The 24012-nt window shown below is 43.4% G+C and carries 15 protein-coding genes and 2 tRNA genes; 10 read left to right on the forward strand and 7 right to left on the reverse strand.

Features of this window, described 5'->3' with window-relative positions:
* From JO154_RS09440 to JO154_RS09450, 3 genes are all read right to left on the reverse strand, one after another.
* Positions 1–3465, reverse strand: a complete 3465-nt coding sequence (locus JO154_RS09440; RefSeq protein WP_291944270.1) for a SusC/RagA family TonB-linked outer membrane protein — start codon at positions 3463–3465, stop codon at positions 1–3.
* A 255-nt stretch (positions 3466–3720) separates the two neighbouring features.
* A complete protein-coding gene (locus JO154_RS09445) occupies positions 3721–4773 on the reverse strand; it encodes a FecR family protein (protein WP_291944272.1) in 1053 nt (350 codons plus the stop codon).
* 114 nt (positions 4774–4887) lie between these two features.
* Positions 4888–5424, reverse strand: a complete 537-nt coding sequence (locus JO154_RS09450; RefSeq protein ID WP_291944274.1) for an RNA polymerase sigma-70 factor — start codon at positions 5422–5424, stop codon at positions 4888–4890.
* A gap of 364 nt (positions 5425–5788) precedes the next feature.
* Between JO154_RS09450 and JO154_RS09455 the strand changes: the two genes are divergently transcribed.
* Positions 5789–8158: an ABC transporter permease gene (locus JO154_RS09455; protein ID WP_291944276.1), complete on the forward strand. Its 2370-nt coding sequence runs from the start codon at positions 5789–5791 to the stop codon at positions 8156–8158.
* Positions 8159–8201: 43 nt separating this feature from the next.
* Here JO154_RS09455 and JO154_RS09460 read toward each other — a convergent pair whose 3' ends face one another.
* Positions 8202–9659, reverse strand: a complete 1458-nt coding sequence (locus tag JO154_RS09460; RefSeq protein ID WP_291944278.1) for an aminoacyl-histidine dipeptidase — start codon at positions 9657–9659, stop codon at positions 8202–8204.
* Positions 9660–9826: 167 nt separating this feature from the next.
* Here JO154_RS09460 and JO154_RS09465 point away from each other — a divergent pair, with 167 nt between their 5' ends.
* The 8 genes from JO154_RS09465 (at position 9827) to JO154_RS09500 (ending at position 19391) form a co-directional block, all read left to right on the forward strand.
* Positions 9827–10402, forward strand: a complete 576-nt coding sequence (locus tag JO154_RS09465; RefSeq protein ID WP_291944282.1) for an RNA polymerase sigma-70 factor — start codon at positions 9827–9829, stop codon at positions 10400–10402.
* Between the two features lie 85 nt (positions 10403–10487).
* Positions 10488–11717 carry a FecR family protein gene (locus JO154_RS09470; RefSeq protein ID WP_291944285.1) on the forward strand — a complete coding sequence of 410 codons (1230 nt, stop codon included), beginning with the start codon at positions 10488–10490 and terminating at the stop codon, positions 11715–11717.
* Positions 11718–11771: 54 nt separating this feature from the next.
* Positions 11772–15158 carry a SusC/RagA family TonB-linked outer membrane protein gene (locus JO154_RS09475; protein WP_291944287.1) on the forward strand — a complete coding sequence of 1129 codons (3387 nt, stop codon included), beginning with the start codon at positions 11772–11774 and terminating at the stop codon, positions 15156–15158.
* 16 nt (positions 15159–15174) lie between these two features.
* Entirely contained in the window at positions 15175–16602 is a 1428-nt protein-coding gene (locus tag JO154_RS09480) for a RagB/SusD family nutrient uptake outer membrane protein (protein WP_291944292.1), read from the forward strand.
* An 8-nt stretch (positions 16603–16610) separates the two neighbouring features.
* Positions 16611–17741, forward strand: coding sequence for a TlpA disulfide reductase family protein (locus tag JO154_RS09485; protein WP_291944295.1), 1131 nt, complete (start codon positions 16611–16613; stop codon positions 17739–17741).
* A 148-nt stretch (positions 17742–17889) separates the two neighbouring features.
* Positions 17890–17960, forward strand: a tRNA-Gln gene (locus JO154_RS09490).
* 85 nt (positions 17961–18045) lie between these two features.
* Complete coding sequence (locus JO154_RS09495) at positions 18046–18936, forward strand: carbohydrate kinase (protein ID WP_291944298.1); 891 nt, start codon at positions 18046–18048, stop codon at positions 18934–18936.
* A 62-nt stretch (positions 18937–18998) separates the two neighbouring features.
* Positions 18999–19391, forward strand: coding sequence for an acyl-CoA thioesterase (locus tag JO154_RS09500; RefSeq protein WP_111590280.1), 393 nt, complete (start codon positions 18999–19001; stop codon positions 19389–19391).
* A 9-nt stretch (positions 19392–19400) separates the two neighbouring features.
* Here the strand turns inward: JO154_RS09500 and JO154_RS09505 are convergent, their stop codons facing one another.
* From JO154_RS09505 to JO154_RS09515, 3 genes are all read right to left on the reverse strand, one after another.
* The gene (locus JO154_RS09505; protein ID WP_291944304.1) at positions 19401–20930 is read right to left on the reverse strand and encodes a hypothetical protein; all 1530 of its coding nucleotides are present in this window, start codon (positions 20928–20930) and stop codon (positions 19401–19403) included.
* 35 nt (positions 20931–20965) lie between these two features.
* Entirely contained in the window at positions 20966–22567 is a 1602-nt protein-coding gene (locus JO154_RS09510) for an NAD(P)/FAD-dependent oxidoreductase (RefSeq protein WP_291944307.1), read from the reverse strand.
* A gap of 153 nt (positions 22568–22720) precedes the next feature.
* Positions 22721–23578: a hypothetical protein gene (locus JO154_RS09515; protein WP_291944310.1), complete on the reverse strand. Its 858-nt coding sequence runs from the start codon at positions 23576–23578 to the stop codon at positions 22721–22723.
* Between the two features lie 209 nt (positions 23579–23787).
* Here JO154_RS09515 and JO154_RS09520 point away from each other — a divergent pair.
* Positions 23788–23858: transfer RNA gene (locus JO154_RS09520), tRNA-Gln, on the forward strand.
* The last annotated feature ends 154 nt before the right edge of the window (positions 23859–24012 follow it).

Genomic DNA, 24012 nt, shown 5'->3' on the forward strand with positions numbered 1-24012 from the left:
TTACAAGTCGAGATTCAATCCTGCTGCATATTTGCGTTGGTAAGGATATGCCCATCCGTAGCCATCGATAATAGATTCCGGATCCAGGTATTTTTTAATGGCAGAGAATTCAAAAATGTTTTCACCGCTAACAAAGAAGCGCAGGCGATTGATATGGTAGCGTTTTGTTAAGGATGCAGGCACCGTATATCCGATGGTGATATTCTTAATACGCATGTAGGCAGCGCTCAACAGGTATTTTGTTTGCGGGATATCCAATCCCTTGTGGTTATTGTTATCCGCCAACCAGGCCTGTAGTACTGGATAATAGGAATGGGTATTGGCATCTGCGAGTCCTGCTTTAATATAAGATTCGCTGTGTTTAGCACGGGTGGCTTCATTATCCGCAGTGGCGCGGTAGAAGTCGAGGTTCCACGGATAAACGTTGGCATATGGTTGTTGCAGTGGTCCCCAGAACAAGTAGTGATGTGGATAGTAATCCATTTTGCCAATTCCCTGCATAAATACAGAGAGATCAATGCCGTTCCAATTCATATCCAGATTAATACCATAGCGGTAATGTGGACTGGTATTACCGATTACTTTCAGGTCTTTCGGATCTTTGGCGGAAGTGCCTAACTCTATTTTACCGTTGCCGTCCAGGTCTTTGTATTTAGGCCAGCCTTCTTTGATTTCCAGTGCGCCCCATGGCACGATAGCAGATTCGTCGAGGGTTTTAGTATCGTTTTTGTCTTTGAAATAGCCATCATTGGTTAGGCCCCAGATTTCGCCGAAGGTTTGTCCATCCCAGTAGTTACCACTGAATAAATGTTGATCATTTTTATAGTGGGTGATAACGGTTTTATCATCAGACAAGGTTACTTTCAGGCCGAAGTTGAATGGTTTGCCGCCTACCTTAAAGTCATTGCGGTAAGCTGCAGAGAGTTCCCAACCACGGGTGGATAAGTCGGCCGCATTTTTCATAGGAGCACCGGTACCGAGTACTGCAGGCAATTCTTGTCCGGGTGCGAGCATTCCAGTGGTATTGCGGATAAAGTAGTCGAAGGACGCTTGCAATCTGTTTTCCATGAAACCTATATCAGTACCAACGTTGGTGGTGGTTACTTTTTCCCAGGTATAGGTAGACGGATCGACTTTCAGCAGTGGCGCTCCACCAATAATGGTTTGGTTATAGTTACCATCTATAAGATAACCGGAGTTTTTGGTAGGGAGTTGTTGGAGGTATCCGAAGTAGGAAACATTTTGGTTACCCAGGCTACCATAGGAACCTCTGAACTTCAGCACAGATATAACAGGTATCCGTTTGATGAAAGCCTCTTCACTGGCTATCCAAGCAGCAGAAACGGAAGGGAACAGGCCTACGCGGTTGCTGGATGGGAAGCGGGAAGAACCATCATATCGGCCATTGGCTTCAAGGATATATCGATCTTTAAAAGTATAGTTGATACGTCCAAAAAGACTTCTGATGGCAAAGGAGGAATAAGATCCGCTAGCCGAAGCATCGCCGCTGGTAAGTTTTATATAGGGCAAAGCAGGAGAGATGATATTTTTTTTACTAGCATCTACATATTCCCATTCCTGACTTTCCTGGTTGTATCCTGCCAGTAATGTGAAGGAATGATTTTTTGCAATGGTTTTATGATAGTTGGCATACAGGTCGAAAACATCGTGTCTCACGAAAACATTACTTTCTGTTACAGCGCTGCTACCTTCCTGGCGAACATCATTAGGGCCATATCCGATTTTATACGAATTCTGGTCGATATGCGTTTTCCATAATTCACGCTGAAAGCTAGCGTCGCCGGTGATTTGCAGGTCGTTGTTTAGGAAAGAGGCAATTCCTTTGATTACATCTTGGAATCCAAAGCGTGTATTCACATTGCGTCCGCCGTTTACCAGTTGGGCTGCAAGACGTCCGGCACCTGTGTTAGCCCAGGTACCATCAGGGTTTACGGCCACCTGCGTAGGTTGCAGATAGTATACATCGGTAATGTTATAGGTAGGGCCGTCTGCCTTTGTTTGATAAATGCTCAGGTTATTATCCAGTTGTAACCAACTGATAGGCTTCAGGTTGATCTTAGCACGCATACCGGTTCTGTTCCACTCGTCTTTGGCTAATTTGTTCAAGCCATTTTCCTTCGTGTAGTCGGCTGACAACAGGTAGGTGATAGGCGTTTTTTTAGCTGTTTCCGCGCTACCACTGAGGGAAATGCTGTGATATTGCGAAGGATTTGTTTTACTGAAGAAATAATTATTCCAGTTGTTGCTACCCATATATGCCCATTTGGTAGGGTCGTTGGGATCAACGCGGGTATCAGGCAGGGAAGGATTTTCGGATCTTTGTTTGGCCCATTTATAATACTCATCGGAGAAGTTCACATAATCCCAAGGTGTATTATCGGTAGATGTTTCCAGTACGCGAGAATAGATATAAGGATCGGTGACTGGTTCTGGCATTACCGTGCGGCGGGATTTAGCAAAATAGTTGCTATAGCTAACGGTTTGTTTACCGCCTGCATTGCCTTGTTTGGTCGTAATGAGGATAACGCCGAAAGAGGCTCTAGCACCATAGATAGCAGCCGAAGCGGCATCTCTGAGTACAGAAATAGAAGCGATATCAGCAGGGTTGAGACGCATCATATCATCTGTAGCAGCAGCGATACCGTCAATGATAATCAGTGGCGCCACCATACCGTTTTGACCAGCGATCGTTGCTACACCGCGGATATTGATATTCGGAACTTGTCCGGGTTTACCACCAGCATAGCTGATATTCAGTCCAGGACTCAAGCCTTGTAAGCCTTGCATCACATTGGCAATAGGACGTTCTGCCAGTTGTTTGCCGGCTATCTGATCAATAGCACCTGTTACGTTAATTTTTTTCTGGGTACCATAACCTACCACGATTACTTCTTCCATAGAATTTTTGGAAGGTTCCATCGTGATAGTGATATTTTCCCGGCCATTCACCGCTACTTCCTGTTGGTCGAAACCAACAAAAGTGAGCTGTAGGATAGCATTTTCAGGGACCTTTAGATCGAAGTTACCTTTCTCGTTGGTAACTGTACCGATGGTCGTATTTTTCAATCGCACGGTTACGCCAGGCAGGGCTTCGCCCGCTGTACTAACTACATGTCCTTTCACCAGTACATCTTTACTGACTGTATTTGCTGGCGCGATAACAATCAATTTATCAGACATTTTTCTGAAATGAAGGGATGTATTATCCAACATTTTATTCAGTACTTCATCGATACTCCAGTCTTTGGCATCCAATGATACTTTGAGATTTGCTGGCAGGTTATCGTCGTTGTAAACAAAACGGTAATGACTGTTTTTCTCCAACAGGGCGAGTGCCTTCTCTAAGTGTACTTGTGTAAGTTTCACTGTAATGGTAGATTGCGAATGCACGGCAGCACTTACATGTAAAAAGGCGACGGTGATTAGCAGCATGGAAAGCTTCATAAAAATTAACAGTTTATATAGCTTCCGACCTGGCGGAAGCCAATTGCCCACTGTACTTTTTTTCATACATTTGTTTTGTTGGTTAATAAATTGTTGATGGAAATTTTAGTCAATACAATGCCGTTAACCGATATTATGCGGGGAATGGTGCGAACATTTCCCGTTTTTTTTCGGCTATTAGCTAAATCGTTTTACTTCTCTATTTTTTGAAATTACTGTCTGTTCTGGCTATCGTTTTTATATTGAATAGAAATATTATTTGATCCAAATTTTTCCGGTACTGTCTTTCTCCCAGCTAAATGACTGCGTGTATTCCAGGGCGTTGAGTACCTGCTCTAGATTTTCCGCTTCAAATACGCCTGTGAAGAATAAATTCCGTTTACTGTTGTTGCGAAAATCTATTTCCACGCCATACCATTGTTCCAGCATCGCGGTTACTTTTTCCAACTGGAGGTGTTTGAAGGCCAGTTTATTCTGAACCCAGGCTGTTTCCGTGATAATGCTATCCTGTACTAGCACCAGTTTAGCTTTTTGTGGTAATGGAACAGGTGTGTTATGGATTTCTGCTGGCGTGGTATGAATAGGAATAGTTAGTTTCTCGTTGGGCCTGAGGGCGACTACTTGTTTGGTATTATTGTCTAACACTACCTCCACGGCTCCTTGCACCAGTGTGGTTACAGCACTGTCTTCCATTGGGTAGGCTCTTACGTTAAAGGAAGTGCCTAATACGCGTACATGAAATGTTTTGGTGTGTACTCGGAATGGTCTTTCTGCATCGCTGGCTACCACGAAGAAGGCTTCTCCTTCGAGGTTTACTTCTCTTGGCTTATGTGGTTCAAACTGTTCTGGATAGTCGAGTTTGCTTCCAGCGTTTAGCCATACCCGTGAACCATCGGGTAATAGAATTTGCGAGCGTGTGCGTTTGGAAGTAACTAATTGTGCTAAGGCCGCTGTGGCTTTTATTCGCTTGGGCTGAAAAAAGTAGAAGCCGACAGATATTAGCATCAGTAAGCTGGCGGCTATTCCCAGGTAAAGCTTCCATACTTTTCGTGGTACTTCTTCTTCAGGTGTAATTATTGTTTCAGCCATGGCCTCTTGCAGGCGTGACTGATGTTTTTCCAGTAGTTGTTGAACTTGTGTGGATGTATATTGATTGCTTACTGGCGACCAATTTTGAGAGAACACTTCCCGTATGTAACCGGCATCAGGATATCGTTGCAGCAATTGCTGCAAGTCACTAGCTTCTTTTTCTGAAAGTTGGCCGGCCATTTCGCGAGCCAGCAACGCATAGAGTTTTTCCTGATCCATATTTACAGATAAGAGACAATATAACTCCCTTGTTGTGATACGCCGTAATTTGTCTCTCCGTGATAAGAAGGACAAATAAACAGGTAGAAACTCCCTAAGAGAAATGAAAAAAAGTTAAGAATCAATCCGGAGGAAGGTTTGCACGATTTCATCCGATAGGTCGAATCGAATAGCTTGGGATATTTTTTTTACTGCGATGGTTAGTTGTGCATCAACGGTTTTAGGAGATATACCTAGTAGGGTGGCTACTTCTCGGTAACTGAGGCCATCATGTTTAATTAAGCGGAAAATCAGTTGGCAGCGGGCCGGCAAGCTGCGGATAGCCCCTTCTATTTTTTGAGAGACTTCGGCAGATACCATTCCATTTTCTGCATCTGGTGCAATAGATAGGATATCTAGATTTATATGCTCAATTGACCGATGTTGATGTTTTTTTTGCTGTTGTAGCGTATTAAGAGAAAGATTTTTTGCGCTGACATACAGATATACCAGCGGATTTTCTACGTGTGATAGGTTATTCCGTTTTTGCCACAACGTGATAAAGACATCCGACACAATTTCTTCTGCCAGATGAAAAGAGGATACAATGGATGCAGAAAAATGAATCAATCGGGTACACAACGCTATGTATAATTCGTTGTACGCTTGCATATCATTATTATAGCAGACCCTATGAAACAGTGATTGTATCTGCTTATCATTTACCATTGCACAAAAGTATATTAAAGGGAATAAGTCTTTTATTAAGTGTTTGTTACGATTTTGGTTCTACGTGGAATACTATCAACTAATTTATTGTAAGGCAAGATATACAATTTTTTGAATCAGGTGTATAGTAAGGTTTGGATTTTGTCTCGTAAAATTGTCTGCCATATATAGTAAAAAGCTGAACTTATATTGTTGTTCAATTTTGATGCAACTTCGTCCGTAAATGAACAGCGATTAACTTTGTTCTTGTTGATAATCAATTTATTAACTACTGGCATTCTATTCGGGATGTCTCTCAAAAAAAATTATGATTCGCAATTATCTGAAGGCGGCATGGAGGAATTGCAAAAATAACCCGGGATATACGTTACTAAACGTAGCAGGACTTGCTATAGGCATGACGGTTTCATTGTTGATTGGATTGTGGGCTTGGCATCAATATACGTATGATCAGTTTTTGCCGGGATATGAGAATATCTACCAGGTGAAAACGAATTATGTGGATAACGATGGGGGAAAACATGCTATGAATGCAACCTCTCGGCCACTCGCAGCAGCGATGAAAACAGCTATCCCTGGAGTGGAGAAGGCGGTATTGACAGACTGGTTTTCTGACAGGGGTATTGCGGTAGGAGATAAGAAATTCATTTTACAGGGCGGTGCTGTAGGGCCGGAGTTCCTGGATATATTTCATTATAAAGTAATCAGTGGGGATGTGAGTATGTTGCAAGTTCCCAATAGTATTGTGCTCACCCAATCTACCGCAAAATCACTTTTTGGAAATGAAGATCCTATCAATAAAATTGTACGACTCGAAAATCAGCAAGACCTGCGTGTAACGGGTGTATTGGCGGATGTTCCAGATAATGCAACTATAAAATTTGATTACCTCTTTCCATTTAGAAATTTGGAATTAGCCTATAAATGGATACAAGATGTACGGGACGATTGGCAGAATAATTCATTTCAATGTTTTGTAAAACTGGCTCCTGGCGTTCATCCGGAAGGAGTGGCGAAAAAAGCTAGTGACCTGATTTATTCCAACGTTCCTGATACGCGTCTGAGTGCCATGATGCATCCACTAGTGCAATGGCATCTCTATGATAAAATCGAAAATGGAAAAGTGTTAGGAGGATTTATTGCCTATGTACGGATGTTTACGATTATAGGGTTATTGATCCTGCTAATTGCCTGTATCAATTTTGTGAATCTTTCTACCGCCATGGCAGATAAGCGAGCCCGTGAAGTTGGTGTTAGGAAGGCGATTGGCTCTTCGCGCAGTAGTTTGATTATTCAATTCATGATGCAGTCGTTACTATTGACTACCATTGCCGCAGTATTGAGTGTAGGATTGTTGTTTGCTATCATGCCGTATTTCAATGCGCTGGTGGGCGCCGCTATTCGGATACCTTTCCAGCAACCGTTTGCCTGGATGGTATTGCTCTTGTTTATCATAACAGTGACCTTATTGGCTGGGAGTAGACCTGCCTTCTTGTTATCCGGCTTCCGTCCGGTAGTGGTGTTGAAGGGGCTGAAACAACCAGGGAAATCCGGTGGTGTGATGCGGGCAATGATCATCGTGCAATTTGCTGCTTCTGTAGCCTTGATAATTGCCACCATTGTTATTTATCAACAGATACAATATGGCAGATCAAGACCAACTGGATATGATGCAACAGGATTGGTATCTACCGATATAACGGTGGATCTGGATCGTAACTTTCCCGCATTAAAGAATGACCTGCTAGCATCTGGCGCGGTAACATCTGTAACGGCTGCGAGTAGCTCCGTAACAGAAGTAAATTCACATGGCGTTATAAATCAGTGGGAAGGTAAGACGGGACAGCCGTCTTCCTTTATCAATACTATTACAATGTCTGTACAGGATGGATATTTTCATACCGTTGGGATGCAAATTAAGGAGGGGCGTGATTTCTATCAAACGATAGCCGCTGATTCCGGGCTGGTTATTGTGAATGAGGCCGCGGTTAAAAGGATGAACCTCCAACATCCAGTAGGGCAAACGATTGTAATGAATGGGAAATTCCGTGTTACGATAGTAGGCGTAGCGAAGGATGTGTTGATGAAATCACCATTCACGCCAGCGGAGCCCACTATATTCAGTCACGATAACAATATGGGCGCTGTTATTTACCGACTGAACAGCGAAATGCCAACGCAGGTATCATTGGCCAAAATTGCGCCTATTTTCTCCCGATATAATCCTGCTTATCCCTATGATTATGCATTTGCGGATGTGGCTTATGAAAAGAAATTTAAAATGGAAGTGCTGACAGGCAATCTGGCAGGGATTTTTGCGATCTTGGCCATATTGGTGTCCTGTTTTGGGTTGTTGGGGCTTGCTGCTTATTCTGCTGCTAGGAGAACCAGGGAGATTGCCATTCGCAAGGTCATGGGGGCTTCCACTATGCATCTGTGGATGTTACTTAGCAGACAGTTTCTCTTGTTGGTAATGGTGGGTAGTGCCATTGCCGTGCCGTTGGCCTGGTTGATATTACAATCTTGGTTGGAACGGTATGATTATCGTATTCAAATTTCGCCGGTTGTTTTCGTATATGCCTTTTTGTTAGCTATGTTGGTCACGCTTTGTACGATCAGTTATCAGGCAATAAAAACAGCCATTATAAATCCAGCTCACAGTCTCAAGTCCGAATAGTTGATTCAAAAAGAAAGGCCGGAATTTATTCCGGCCTTCATTATTATGCTTTAGTAGGTATTTCTTGTAATGTACGTGTCAGCAACTTGTAGAAACGTTCTACAGAAGAGATTTGTACTCTTTCATCTGGAGAGTGTGCATCCAGGATGGTAGGACCAAAAGAGATCATATCCATACCAGGCAGATGAGATCCGAGGATACCACATTCCAGTCCAGCGTGAACGGCGCCTACTTCTGGTTCTTGGTTGTATTGTTCCTTAAAGAGTTTTGTCATTACCTGGAGGATAACGGAATCCTTATTCGGTTTCCAACCAGGGTAACCACCTTCCTGATTCACTTCACAGCCGATATTTTCCAGGCCTGCTCTTACAGCGAAGGCGACATCTTCCTTCGTACTGTCTACGCTACTACGCTGGAGAGATTGGGTGGTAAACACGCCATCTTTCGCGATTACGCGGGCCAGGTTGGTAGAGGTTTCCACCAGTCCAGGTATTTCTGGGCTCATGCGGAAAACGCCATTTGGCAGGGCATACAGAGCTCTGGTGAGTTTTCCGAAATAGGCTGGGTCCATCATGACGCCAGGATGGGTAGTGGTGGTAAAATCCAATGCCAGCTTAGGTTCTACATGTTTATATTCCTCTTTAATTGCGATTTCGTAATCGCGTACGAATTGCAGAAAATCGGCTTCTTCTGATTTAGAGATCAGGACTTGTGCAGTAGATTCGCGTGGAATTGCATTGCGGAGGCTACCACCATCCAGTGTTACCAGTTGGATATCAAATACCTGCTGTGCTTTGTACAGCAGTCGGTTCATTAATTTATTGGCATTACCGCGACCTTTGTGGATATCCATACCAGAGTGACCACCTTGTAAGCCTTTTACTTTCAGGATATAGGAAATGAATCCATCACCGGCAGGTACTTCCTTGTAAGTGGCGTGGGTATTGGTATCCAGGCCACCGGCACAGCCGATCGTGAAAGCATGTTCTTCTTCTGTATCCAGGTTGAGGAGGATAGTACCGCTGATATTGGCGGGGTCCAGGCTGATAGCACCTGTCATACCGGTTTCTTCATCGATGGTGAAGAGCGCTTCGAGGGCAGGATGTACGAGGGTTTTATCTTCCAGGATAGCCATGATAGCTGCTACGCCGATACCGTTATCCGCGCCGAGGGTAGTACCTTTGGCTCTTACCCAGTCACCATCAATGAACATATTGATACCTTGTGTATCGAAGTCGAAATCAGTATCATTATTTTTCTGGTGCACCATGTCGAGGTGCGACTGCAGCACTACTGTTGGTCTGTTTTCCATGCCAGGGCTGGCAGGTTTTTTAATGATGACATTTCCGGTAGCGTCTTTGATTACCGGAAGGCCCAGTTTTTCGCCGAATTTCATGACGAAAGCAATTGCTGCGGCTTCATTTTTGGAAGCTCTGGGAATTGCGTTCAGATGGGCGAAGTTTGTCCACAGGGTTTGTGGCTGAAGTGCGTTCCATTCCATTGTTGTAACGATTTTATACATATTTCCGTAGGGAAAATAGTCTGCCCAATTTAGTAAATAAAGAAACGGGTGGTGTATATATTTTTTAGGCGGGCCTAAGATGTGGCTGGTGGAGCTTTTTGATTTTAATTTATATATTTGAAGCAATCCGTCTAGTTAATAATATTTTGAATAAGCAGCACCGATCAGACAACTATTCTTGGGAAGCGCTTCAGCGCGACCCTGCCGCTTTTGAACAATTCTTTAAAAGTACGGTAGCAGCTTTGTGTGCCTATTCCTTTCGTATAGTAAAAGACAAGCAGGCAGCGGAGGATATTGTGCAGGAATTCTTTTCCAAGTTGTGGCAGCAACGTATCGAGCTGCAGATTCAAATTTCTCCTCAGCGTTATGCTTTCCGGGCGGTGCATAATGCCAGTCTGAATTATTTACGTGATAATAAGTTTATTTCCGAAGACCATTTGCCGGAAGAATTGCAGGCAGACGAAGGTCCGTTGGAGCAGGAGATGCTTTTCCAGGATAGGGTGCGTCAGTTGGAGCAGGTGATAGCGGGTTTACCTCCTCAGTGTAGGATTATATTTGAAAAGGTTTGCTTGGAGCAAAAGAAGTACAAAGAGGTAGCGGAGGAATTGGGTATTTCTGTTTTTACGGTGCGAAATCAGGTAAGCAAGGCATACGATATTTTAAGAAATAATATTATTCTGGTGCTGGCATCCTTGATGGTATTGTGTTTGCTGGGGAGATGAAATTTTATTTAAAAATTTTTCCTTTAGCGCGTAGTACATTTTCAACAAGCCCGTGTCTTACTTATACAGGTCCTTATAGTTATTGATGGAACAGTCAGATATAGAGATATTATCCGGTTTACTGAGCGGAGCTTTGCAGCCGCAGGATGCTGTTGTGCAATCATGGTTGCAGGCGGATCCTGCGCGGAGTATGCTCTTAAAGGAGCCTGCGGAATTACGTCGGTTGTTGGAGGTGTTGCAGCAGCAACGTTTTTTTGACACGAATGTAATGTGGGAGCGGTTTACGGCAGCGAATCAGTGGAATGAGGCGTCTCAATCAGGGGCATCTCATAGTGCTGTGCAACGGCATGTTATTGGGGAAGATTCCCATACTATAGAAGAAGATTACATTGGAGGTAAAGTAGTGGTGATGCGTCGTCTCAGGATATTCTGGTGGTCTGCTGCAGCGGTAGTGGTCCTGGCTATGGGAATGTTTTGGCGCATGCGATCTACGGAAAATAGCCATGCAAAAGCAATGGCAATAGTGGTAGCGGCGCAGAAACCAGCGGGTAATTTTGCTGTGCTGAAAGCTGGTAATGAGGAAGTGGATTTGCATGGAGGAGACAGTAGTTTTATACTGGGTGGTAATCAAGTACAGGTGCAGCATGGCAACATGCAGGTAGCTACTTCCAAGCCAGTGGATTATACATTGACTACGCCACGTGGCGCTACCTACCAGGTGCAATTGCCCGATGGCTCCAAAGCGTGGCTGAATGCGATGTCCAGCATTACTTATCCTGCGGTATTTACAGGAGGGGAAAGAGTAGTGACGATTTCTGGAGAAGTATACCTGGAAGTGGCGGCAGTAGCATCGCAACCATTTATTGTGCGCACACATGCGCAGGAAATAAAAGTATTAGGAACAGCATTCTGTGTGCGTGATTATGAGGAAGAACAGCAGCAGCTTACAACACTGGTAAGTGGTAAGGTACAAGTAGTGGCTGTAGGGAGACAACAAGTACTGCAACCGGGAGAACAGGCGGTGTTGAAAGGGGCGCAAATCCAGGTACAGCACGTAAATACAGAAGAATATACTTCCTGGAAGGATGGATGGATAAGATTTAGCAATAAACCATTAACCAATATTCTGCAAACTATTTCCAGGTGGTATAATGTAGATATAAATGCCGCACATCAACAAATAGAAGGACAATTTTTTACCTGTTATTTGGATAAGAATCAAAGTCTGGGCGAATTTTTACAATCATTGAATAACAGCACCAACCAATTTTCATTTTCATTGCAAGGATCAACCATTACAGTAACAAAAAAATAGTTCGGGAGTATTTACAACACGTCTGATCTTTTTTATTAACCAAAATTAATAGTGATGAAACTAAAGGGGATACCTATGCCTTTCCGCGAAGGCTGGGCACTACTTTTACGTGCCACCCTGCTATGCTCCTGCATCAGTGTTTATGCAGGTATAGTGGAAGTGAAAGCCCAGCAACCTAAAGCAGCCATTACATTATCTGTTAAAGACAGGAGTGTGAAATCAGTATTGCAGGATATTCAAAAGAAAACATCCTACGAATTCTTTTACAGTGATACGGAGGTGGATCTTAATAGACGTGTAACGGTGAATTTGCAACAGGCATCCCTGCAAGAAGCGCTGAATGCCGTGTTGGGAAAGCAATATAACTGGCACATACAAGGCAAATACATCTACATCACTGCTCCCGGTGCAATAAAAGGAAATGACAGCCAACAGTTATCAACGGATCAAGCAAACGGATCACAGATAAATGGTACCGTTACTACTTTATCCGGTGAACCGCTGGCGGGTGTTTCTGTTCGCGTTAAAGGAACGAACAGCGGTGTAGCCACCGACGGAACAGGCAGTTTTCATCTGAATGCAAGTAAAGGCCAGCAGTTGGAATTTTCTTTCTTGGGATATGACCGTCGGGATATTAAGATGGATACGGTAAAAGGCCCATTGTACGTGACATTACAGGAAACACCACGATCCCTGAACCAAGTGGTAGTAACCGGTTACACCAGTAAACGACTGGGGGAGTTGACAGGAGCGGTTTCGCAGGTAACCTCTGAAGATCTTCAAACAACTACCACTCAATCCATTCTCGATAATCTCCAAGGTAAAGTAGCAGGCCTGAATATTACTGTGGGCGGGGGAAACAGCGGTTCCAATACCGCATCTTCCATCGTCATTCGTGGTAAAGGGTCTATGGGATATGATGTTACCCAACCACTGGTGGTAATTGATGGTATCATTCAAAGTTACAGTGGTTCCACAGATCCTCTCTCCAGCATTTCTTCTACGGATATAGCATCTGTAACCGTACTGAAAGACGCAGCATCTGCAGCTATATATGGTTCCAGAGCAGCAAACGGGGTATTGGTGATTACTACCAAAAGAGGCGCAGCCGGCGCAGGAGGCACCCGCATCGGTGGAAATGTAACCTATGGTGCGAATAAAGTAAGTCAGGGTAAATTCCGCATGATGAACAGTCAGGAACGCTTTGACCTGCTACAACAAATTTATCGTAACCAATACCTGGCTACCAATCCAAATGCCAGCGATGCAGACGTAAATAAGTATGTACACACCATGGTGCCAGACAGCGTGTTGAAGTATAACACTGATTGGAATGACCTGGTGCGTCGTACGGGGCAGACACAGGATTACAACCTTTGGATTTCTGGTGGGGATAGTCGTATTAAATACTATGCATCGGGCGATTATTTCAATGAAGTAGCGCCACTTATAACCGATAGTTATAAGAAGTGTAACTTCCGTTTTAACACGGATTTTCAAGCTACAGAAAGACTTTCGCTTTCTTCTAATGCGAGTATTTCCTATGCTAGTCAACGTGGTGGAGGATTTTATTCACCTTACACCAATGCTTGGAGCCTGATGCCATGGGATATTCCTTATAACCCTGATGGCGCTGTGAAAGTGGGAGGAATGAATGAACCAGGTTGGTACAGCGGTATATGGTATAACCCACTCTATGGAAAAGACTATGATTTCGGAACCGGCAAAAACACGATCGGCTCCTTTGACCTGAGTCTCCGTTACAAACTAACCAACTGGCTGACATTTAGCTCCCGTAACCGATACAGCTTTTTACATGGAGAGTTATCGAATTATGTAGATCCTAGAGATGTGACAAGTAACTATTTCTATCGTGGTGGTCTCATGACTTTGTCTACTCCTAATACCGGAAATATTATTACAACTGAAATGTTGCAGGCTGATAAATCATTTGGTAAGCATCATATCAGCGGACTTGCTGCATTTGAATATAATAAAGTAACCGTAAAGAATACTAGCGCTTCCGTTTATGGTTTGAAGCCTGGTATCCAAAGTATTGGCGCCGGAGATCAGACCACCCTTGTATTTCGGAACGCTATTACAGAAACGGCCTATCTCTCTGCCTTCTCTGAACTCAACTATTCCTATGATGGACGATATTTTGCAACCGCCAGCTTCAGAAGAGATGGATCTTCCAAATTTGGACAGAACAACAAGTATGGTAATTTCTACGCATTCAGTGGTGCATGGCAATTGAGCAAAGAACAGTTCCTGCGTAATGCGAAGAATCTAGATCTCCTGAAACTCCGCTTCAGCTATGGCGTTTCTGGTAATGATCTACCTTTAGGAGCTTATCAGTACCTCTCCTTATATAGCTATCTGGCCTCCAGTGATCAGTACAACCGTCAAACCGGCGCTACGCAAACAGCACAAGGAAATCCAAACCTGCACTGGGAAATGCAATACACAACCAATATCGGTATTGATGCAGGCTTCTGGGATCGCGTGAATGTAACATTGGAGCTATATCAAAAAATGAATAAAGGATTATTGTTGCGTGTTACTCCTCCTGCCACCAGTGGTGGTAATGCTTACTATGCCAATATGGGACGTATTCGTAACAAGGGTATTGAACTGACTTTGAATACTAGACAGTTGAAACACACGGCTGTTAAGTGGTCTACTGATCTCACTTTTGCATACAATAAAAATAAAGTACTGGAACTCCAACCAGGTACGGATAAACTGTATGATGGGCAGTATATGGGTACAGCAAGAATGATTGGTCAGCCGATGAATAGCTACTTCATGCCAGTGTATGCAGGCGTAGATCCTGCCACTGGTAACTCTCGTTTTGAAGTATTGGAAAAGGATGCCAATGGTAACTATACAGGTAAAGTATCTTATACCAATAATCCAGGTAATGCTACCCTTCAAGTATTGGGGAGCAGTGATCCTAAATATATAGCGGGTATGTCCAATAACTTCAGCTATAAGAATTTCAACCTCACCGTGATGCTGAGTTACTTTGGCGGCTATAAAATGCTGAACCGTACCCGTGCGGATCTGGATTTGGATGGATCTGATGTAAGCTCCAACAATGCTGCACCATTGGCGGGACAAGTGAGATGGCAGCATCCTGGACAAATTGCTGATCTACCAAAGGCCGGCAATAAGGTGGATGCCTATTTCCCTACATCCAGATATTTGGACAATGGTGATTTCCTGCGATTGAAAAACGTAAGGCTGGGGTATAATTTCCCGGATAATGTGGTGAGAAAACTGAAAGTCTCCAAACTGAATTTGTTTGTTTCTGGCGATAACCTCATGACCTGGACAAAATTCACTGGTATGGATCCGGAGAATGCATTCGGAGAAGAGAATGAAGGAAAAACTCCTTTCACGAAAAGGTTTTTGGGTGGTATACAGGTAACCTTCTAATTTAAATTAAATCACAATGGCAATCAATATAAAGCGATCTAGTATCATTGGCGTGATGTTTATAGGGATGCTCTGTTCCTGCAAGAGCGCACTGGATCTCAAGCCCAAAACAGACTTGGATGCATCTACTGCACTCACTGGTTATGATAATTTGCAGGTAGCATTGAGTGGCGTATACTCACTTGTGAATAATTATAAATTCATCACCCCTTATATGAACCAGGTGGAGATGAGTACAGATAATGTGGAGGTGATGAAGGCGGGGAATAATGCCACGACTACCAGCATCGAGAGTTATTCTTTTATGCGTACCTCTTCCATGATGGATATACAAACATGGGGAACAGGATATAAAGCCATTTATCATGCGAATATGGTGATTAACGCCATTCCTGATAATGCAGCGGCCAACTTGCTACAGTTGAAGGGGGAAGCGCTTTTCTTGCGCGCATTCCTGCATATGCAACTGGTACAGGTTTTCGGTAAACCGTTTGCACAAAATGCTGGCGCAAATCCAGGAGTGCCGTATGTGATCTCTACGGATGCAACATTGCTGCCTTCCAGGAATACCGTGAAGGAAGTGTATACGCTTTCAGCAGCCGATTTTGAAAAAGCAGCTACTTTGCTTACACAGCCTAAAGCCAATGCATATGCCAATAAAGAGGCTTGCTGGGCGGCCCTCGCCGAACTATGGCTGAATGCAGGCGACAATACCAAAGCTATCAGTTATGCGGAAAAAGTAATTAACAGTGGTAAGTTTTCTTTGGTAACTGGTACCAATTACCTCACTTATTTCAATAACGATCATAGCGCTGGAACGGATAAAGAAACCATCTTTACTATCAAGAGTGTCGATGGACAAGCGAAAGGCTTTTACGGATTGGGTTACAACTATACTCAAACCAAATATGCTGCGGTATCTGCGCCATTACTTAGTCTACTAAATGAAACCGCAGGAGACGTACGATTGGGGTTTTATACCAAGCTATCGACTACTAGTGGTGATCGTTATTTTACCACCAAGTTTATACAGAGTGGTAATACTGCGGTGAGTTCTCCAGTGGTATACAGACTCGCTGATATGTACCTCATCCGCGCGGAGGCCAATGCAAATACCAATCCACAGGCCGCATTGGATGATGTGAACCTGTTAAGAACCCGTGCAGGTATCAGTGGCACCGGTTTATATCAACTGGCAAATCTTCATGGCAGATCCAATGTATTACAGGTGGTATTGGATGAGTCGAGGATAGAATTTGCATTTGAGAAAGGTCGTAGAAGAGCTGATTTGCTACGCAATGGACTGCCTGTAGTGCGTGATTATACAGGAAGTACCGTGCCTGGCAGCCATATAAATATTCCAGCTACAGACAAGAGTATGATTTATCCTATACCTGCAACTGAAATTACTGTCAATCCTAATCTTACACAAAATCCGTTTTAATTGAACTTATGAAAAAGCTCACCTTCACCCTGTTGGGATTTATGACACTGACAGTTGTATCCCATGCGCAGGAGAAAAAGAATTTTCAGCTCAATGGTAAGATCACTGACCATAAAGATGGTACAGTGTATGTGTGGTATCTGGATAGTGCCGGCGATCGTACCATTGATTCGATGCAACTGAAGAATGGTACATTCATACTGAAAGGCAAGCTGGAAACAGTGGCGATTGCCTATGTACAGCGCGACTTGCGGAGCGATGATAAAGCCATGTTTGCCCTGGCGCCGGGAACACAATCATTCGTCTCTTCCTGGAATAGTATGTCTTCCGCCACTATCACAGGCGGAGATCCCGCAAATGAAGGACTGCGGGTATTACAGCAGGAGAAGATACAGATCAAGCAGAAATATCAGTCTACACTGGATGCCATGAGAAATGAAAAAGATCATGATAAAGCTGCGGCCATCCGTGAAAATCTGGCACCATACTTTACCGAAAATAGGGAAGCAGATTACCGGTTTTTCAAAAAGTATCCTACCTCTGTGATCACCGCATATATGCTTCGTTATCACGTGGGTGATCTTCCGCTGACGGAACTGAAGGAGTATTATCAAAAGCTCAGTCCTGCTACAAAGAAAACTGGCTTCGCGAAAGATATAGCGGAAGAGATTCACAGTTTGGAGCTTGGCTCTCCGGGAGCAGTAGCTGCTGCTTTCACTGCACCGGATATGACTGGAAAGGCATTATCGTTGAGTGATTATAAAGGGAAATATGTATTGCTGGATTTCTGGGCTAGCTGGTGTGTACCATGTAGAAAAGGGAATCCGCACCTGAAAACCTTGTATGCAAAATATCAGCCGAAAGGATTTGATATAGTTGGTATTGCAGATGACGACAGGACAGAAAAAGCCTGGGTGGCGGCTGTAGAAAAAGATGGTTTACCATGGAGACATGTCCGCAGAGGAGCGAGTCTGAATTTCGAAGCCATGAAAAATAATCCAAATGATATTTCCTTGAGGTATGGTATTCATTCCTTGCCTACTAAAATACTCATCAATCCAGAGGGAGTCATCATTGGCCGATATGGTAGTGAGGAAGAGGCTTTGGACAAAAAACTGAAAGAGATTTACGGAGAGTAATTTTAGACCAACCATGAAGTATAGGCTGGATGGAGATCTCCTCCAGCTTATTTTTTTTGAAAAAATTTTTCAACCTCTTGTTTTTTTTCAAAAATATCCTACTTTTGCGGTCCGTTGATGATAAATCAATGGTGCTAATGACTAGCATTGCCCGATAGTATAAGGGTAGTACATCAGATTTTGGTTCTGACTGTCTTGGTTCGAATCCAGGTCGGGCAACGTGAGGCTTTACCTTTAAAGAAACCGTTATAGTTTTTAACTATAGCGGTTTTTTATTTTCCGGGAGTTTGTTAACTTTCTGTATATGAAAACAGAAATTGTCTGCTTCGGAGAGGTGCTCTGGGATATTCTGCCAGATAAGGAGTTGCCTGGCGGTGCGCCTATGAATGTAGCCTATCATCTACAGAAGCTGCATCATATAACGGCAATGGTTACACGCATCGGTAAGGATGAGTATGGTGATCGCTTGCTGCAGTTGATGCGGGGTTATGGGCTTGATCCTGCCTACATCCAGGTAGATCCAACAGTCGCCACCGGCAAGGTCATCGCCACTGTTACCCCAGCACAAGAAATGGCCTATGATATTTTATTTCCCGCAGCTTGGGATTACATTACCACAGATATACTTTGGGAAGCGCTGGAATCGCCACATCCAGCCTGTATTATTTTCGGATCTCTTTCTTCCAGGAATCATGTCAGCAAGCAGGCATTGCAGGCACTGCTAAGTAAAGTGCGCGGATTGCGTGTGCTGGATGTAAACTTGCGTCCTCCACATTATAGCAGTACTCATATCACTTGGTTATTGGAGCATGCCGATATCGTAAAGATGAATGAGCATGAGTTGCATGAGTTGTGTGGTTGGTATGGGATTGAAGGAGATATGCGAGCAATGGTAAGGCAACTCAGGGATCGGTTTTTATGGAGGGCAGTACTGGTAACATTGGGAGCGAAGGGATGTTTATTGTATGAAGATGGTGAATTTTATCAGCAGCCGGGACATAAGGTGCAGGTAGTGGATACCATTGGCAGTGGAGATGCATTATTGGCTGGGTATATCCATGCTATGTTATCTGGTAGTAAGCCGGGAGCAGCGCTTCGTTTTGGGAATGCGCTGGGAGCATTGGTAGCAGGGAAAAGTGAAGGATGCCCGGATTATGAGACAGCCGAAATCATCACGATGATGCACCAGCATTGAGATTTTAACAGTTGCTTTATAGAGAATGCGCTAATTTTGAGCAGAATTAAATCGAGGATGCAATGAATTTTTATACAAGGAAATGGGTAAAACCGGAAGACCTGAATGCACATGGTACGCTCTTCGGTGGTAGCTTATTGAGATGGATTGATGAAGAAGCTGCGATCTATTCCATTATTCAGTTGGGAACCAATCGTTGTGTGACCAAGTACATGTCTGAAATTAATTTCATCAATTCTGCGCGTCAGGGAGACATTGTGGAACTAGGTATTAAAGCTACTCATTTTGGACGTACCTCCTTAACATTGACCTGTGAAGTACGTAACAAGATTACCCATAAAAGTATCCTAACCATTGATAGAATGGTGTTTGTAAGTGTGGATGAACATGGTAAACCCGTTCCACATGGTAAAACCGCTATCACGTATACGGATGAACGATTAAGAGAAGAATAAGCCCATTATTTAAATCCCCAACATCGCCTCGTCTTCCTTCATTTCTTTGGGAGTAGGAATCGGATTGTTTTCATTTTTTTCTATCAGTAATAGGGTGGCAAACAATTGCAGGACCATCAACATTAACTGATAACGCAATACTACTGGAGCGGCCAGGGTACTAAAGAAGAAATTCACCATCACGAAAACACCGAATAACACCAATACTTTGTTGAATATCCGTCTTGCGTAACGGTGTCTCTTTAAATATAAATAACGTATAATTTCTTCCAGAAAAATAAACTGGAGGAATACTATCAGCATCACGTATTTCATCATGATGGAAGTTTGCACACCTGGTAATGGACTGCTAACTGTAGCTGGAGTACCATGGAACCAGGATTGCATAACGAGTGGCGTACCATGTTTGGCACGGATATTATCACCAATCAACTCAGGTGATGGGCGCAGGTATTCCACCATATTAGGTATCCAGAAATACCTAGCAAAGGCAAATGGATGATGTGAAATAAGATAGTTACCATATTCTTGGAATACAGGAGCAGTATGTGCCCAACCGGAGAAGTTATCGTCAATACTGTATTTCCGCTCATAATAAGACAGTAATGCTTTCATAGGACCATTTGTTTCCCACATATAATAGGCCCCATTGGCGGGTGTTGCTTTCGCAGCATCAAAATAAGAGCTGGTATAGAATGCGTGTGTAAATTGATGAATCAGTTTACAATCCTGCGGAATGTGTAGGGTGTCGTATGGAATGTAGGGCGCCATGTACATCGCGTTGTTGGCCAGTTGCCAACTGCTGAAAACGGAAAATTTCCGTACGCCTGTGGCTTTGTAGGTCGCATTCATAGTGAAGATGATGAACGCGCCTATCAGCAGTGACGGTAGGGCTACTGCTATCGCTTTTTTCCACATGGGAGCACGACAAATAATAAGCGGAAATGCAGCCACTATAGGAAAAAACATGGCATTATACCGGATGGTGAAAGCCAGCGCCAGTACAATGCCATGAAGAAGGAAAATAAACAATCCGGGTTTATAGAGCATCCACAGCAACAGCGCAAACCAGGTAAACCCAAGGGCAAGGAATAACGCCTCTGTAATTACATAGTTGCTGAGATAAAGAAATAAAGGGTTAATAAGTAAAAAGAAAAATGCACCGTAGCGAAAAATCTTTCCTGGTTTTAGCAGGTATAATATCGTGAAATACAGAAAGAAAGCACCACATTGGAGGCATATATATTGAAATGCCACTAGTGCGGTTTCAGAGGCTGAAATAAAATGAAAGAGTCGAAGTATTTGAGAGTATCCTACCGGCCAAAGGTTGGCAGGCATGTTGTATGTTGCTGCAGTGATATAAGTATCTGTATCGGCAGTAATGTCTGCATAAGGATAGATCATTTTGAAGATGATCAGGTTTAGCAAGATAGTTATGGCCGCCACCCCAGCCAACAGGAGGTTACGCCTGTCGGCAAGGAGGAAGTGACGGAAACTGTATTCCGTAGATTTGGGGTTGCGGTAAGAAGCGAACAACATCTCTGGGTATTTTGAGGATCACATACTGTGAATCATTATTTTTTCTCTTCGTGATATTCCTGTTCTGTATTGATAGACCAGATATTTGATTTGGTAGTGATACCATTGCAGATATTATCCACGGCCACCATAGCGGTCAGCATAGAGTGGTCGGAGTTGTTGTATTTGTGCATACCGTTACGTCCTACGAGGAAAATATTTTCGAACGTATCGATATAAGCTCTGAGTTCGTCGAAGCGGTCGTAGGTACCGAAGTAGGCAGGATATGTTTTTTCCATGCGCAAGACGGTAGCATCGAGTACATCTTCATGGCGAGCCAGTCCGATTTTACATAATTCGTCAATAGCGATCTGACGGATTTCTTCCTCTTTCAATTCCCAGAAACCATCGCCGATATTGCAGAAGTATTCCATTCCCACCCAAGTGGTATTGGGATCTTTCACCATGTAAGGACTCCAGTTATTGAATAGTTGTAAACGACCTACACGTACATCTTTTTCTTGTATGTAGATCCAGGTATCTTTTAATTCGATAGGATTCACCGCGCCTGATTTCGGATCACTGAAGGTGAGGTTTTTCAGGAGAATACCTACTGTAATAAAATCCCTGTATAAGAGTCCTGCAGCCACTTGGCGTACATTTTCAGGTACATCGCCTTGCATATCAGCGATGAGTTCCTGCATGGGCATAGTGGAGAAGAAATAATCGCCTTCCAAGATGGTGGCTTCGCCGGTAGTTCTATCTACTGCTTCGATAGCGGTTACTTGGTTTCCTTTTGTGAATATTTTAGTCACATCATGTTGCATGTGGATAATGCCGCCTTTTTCTGTTACTTGATGGGCTACTTCTTCCCAGAGTTGACCAGGGCCAAATTTGGGATAGAGGAATTGTTCGATGAGGCTTGTTTCCACATTTTTCTGATTGATATCTTTGGGTTTACCTGCGTCCCAGGCTGATTTCAGCGCATGGGAGATGGCTTTACCGATGGAGATACCTTTGATACGTTGAGCGCCCCATTCAGCAGATATTTTATTACAAGCAATGCCCCATACTTTTTCTGTATAGTCTTTAAAGAACAGGTGGTAGAGCGTTTTGCCGAAACGATTTATCATGAAGTCTTCCAGTGATTTCTCTTCTTTTCTTGGGAACAACTGGGCATACATATACGAGAACATAATGCTGATAGTTGTTGCCAGTCCGAGTTTACGAAGTGTATCGAGAGAAAGCTGGATGGGATAGTTAAAGAATTTTTTTAGGAAGTAGATGCGCGACAGTCGTTGACGCACTAGCATAATTAGGTCGGGATTGCGGGCTACGAGGGTATCCGTATCACTATTTTCAGGTTTCCTAACTTCTCTTGTTTTGCGTTGATAGGTAATACTGAATGCGGCCGCGGCTTCTTGTTGCAGCGGCATCATATTCATCCACCATTCCATCACGCGGTCAGATTTGGAGAAGAAGCGATGCCCTCCGATATCGATCCTGTTTCCTTTATAGTTAACGGTTTTCGATATTCCACCGATGTCTGTGCTTTTTTCCAGGACTACAGGGGTAATGTTGGTGCGTTGCAGTAGTTCATATGCGGCAGTAAGGCCTGCGGGGCCTGCCCCAATGATGATTGCTTTTTTTGCTGGCATACTATTATGGTTTTATCAACAGCATTTCCTGCAGTGAGGAAGCACTGTTTTTGAGGGTATAGACTTCAGGGGTAGAATAGTATACAAGTATACCAGTCGCTACTGAAATGAGATGTCAGCGGCAACAAAAAAGACAATATAATTATGAGAAAATTAGAATTTCCACTTATAGAAAAACACGGGAGAGGCTTCTCCTTCGCTGATAGTCACATAACCATCATTGTTTGGGGTAATCGTGATGCCTTCGCCTTGTTTTTCGGGGATGTAAGGAAGTTGGGTACCGGGGCGCGACATGGCCTGTTCTACAGTTTCACCTGTTTTACGATGCCAGTAATAAACAGTAGTGAGGGTTTTGATAACGATATGATGTCCATCTTTGGAGATATCGCCGGCAGTGACCCAGGTAAAAGGAAGGGTGAGGAGATCTTTGAGCACTGCATGATCGCCATCTTTAAATAGGAGCGGGGTTTTATAGAGGTGAACAGCTTTTTGTCGCTTGCTGATAATATAAATATTTTTAGAGATAGGGTCTACCATTAATGATTCTGCATCTTTGGGTTTATCGGGGTATTCTAGTTTCAGGACATCCGCTGTTATGCTCGCTTTAGCAGCAGGAACAGTGGTGGGTTCTAGGAAGCGATATATTTTGATATGATTGCGCACAGCGGCATTATCGCCAATATCACCTATATACACATAGCTTTTTCCTTTTTCGGGGCCGATGCCTTCCGCGATATCTTCCCAGTCTCTATTAGACGCGTTTTCAATGCGTAAAACACTTACCACATGTGCGTTGCTGTTTATTAGAAATACGTCCGGTTTATTGCCACTGTCGTTGTGCGTCCAGTAGTAGCCTTTCAGTGGTACGCTGGAGGCGATTCCAGAGGCTTCTTCCAGTTTATCGTTGTCAATTTTTCCCAGCAATACCGGTTTTACGGTGGTATTGTCCTGGGCTGCAGCGGTGAGCGTCAGGGAGAGAAAAGCAGCGAGTGTGAGGAAGATGCGGCGCATGAGATTTGGGTTTTAGCCGCTGTTAATTTAGGAATAATTACGCGAAAATGGCCGTTTGAGTTGATACTGAAGGGCTTTTAATGAAAAAAATATTGGGATTTCAGGAGAAAAATTTGGTAAAAATAAAAGAAAATGTACCTTTGCCCTCCCGAAACAATGATGCTTTGGTGAGATTTTATCAAAGGATACATTCAGTAGGAAATAGAAATTGCCCAATAGTATAACGGTAGTACGACAGACTCTGACTCTGTTTGTCTTGGTTCGAATCCAGGTTGGGCAACGAAAAAATTGAAACCGCGCTAGTCGCGGTTTTTTTATTTTATTCATATTATTGAAATAGTTAATACTATTGACTCCACTAAATGGCAGTTTATTCCTCATAGTTTTCGTACGCTATCGTTTTTGAATATTTAGAAGTGAAAATAAAGGGAATA

Source organism: Chitinophaga sp., from assembly GCF_019236475.1.
GTDB lineage: Bacteria > Bacteroidota > Bacteroidia > Chitinophagales > Chitinophagaceae > Chitinophaga.